1 protein-coding gene is annotated in these 322 nt (G+C 46.3%); it reads left to right on the top strand.

Features of this window, described 5'->3' with window-relative positions; all coding sequences use genetic code 11:
* Positions 1 to 69: 69 nt before the first annotated feature.
* Positions 70 to 322 (top strand): SAM-dependent methyltransferase (locus CIK04_RS26990; RefSeq protein ID WP_325205884.1); only part of this gene is annotated, 253 nt, incomplete at its 3' end.

The following is a 322-nucleotide window of genomic DNA, read 5'->3' as shown; positions in this document are numbered from 1 at the left end:
AATTTATTCAATAGGCTCAACCATGACGCTAACTTCTTTATCCTCATTGCAAATCAAGGTTTTGTTCTCTTGTCGGCGCGGCCTGGCGATCCGGATTTGCTCACGGTCAAGGGTTACCGAGTGATTCAACAAGCGGAAGTGGTGGTATACGACCGTTTGGTTTCACCGGAAATTCTCGCGTTAGCCAACGAAAAGGCGGAAATGATCTACGTAGGCAAAAAACTCGATTTTCATTGTGTTCCGCAAGAAGAGATCAACCAAATTTTGGTGACAAAAGCATTGGAAGGAAAACGCGTGGTTCGCTTGAAAGGGGGCGACTCGT

This window comes from Vibrio sp. 03_296 (assembly GCF_002265885.1).
This window is presented reverse-complemented; position numbering and strand designations above follow the sequence as displayed.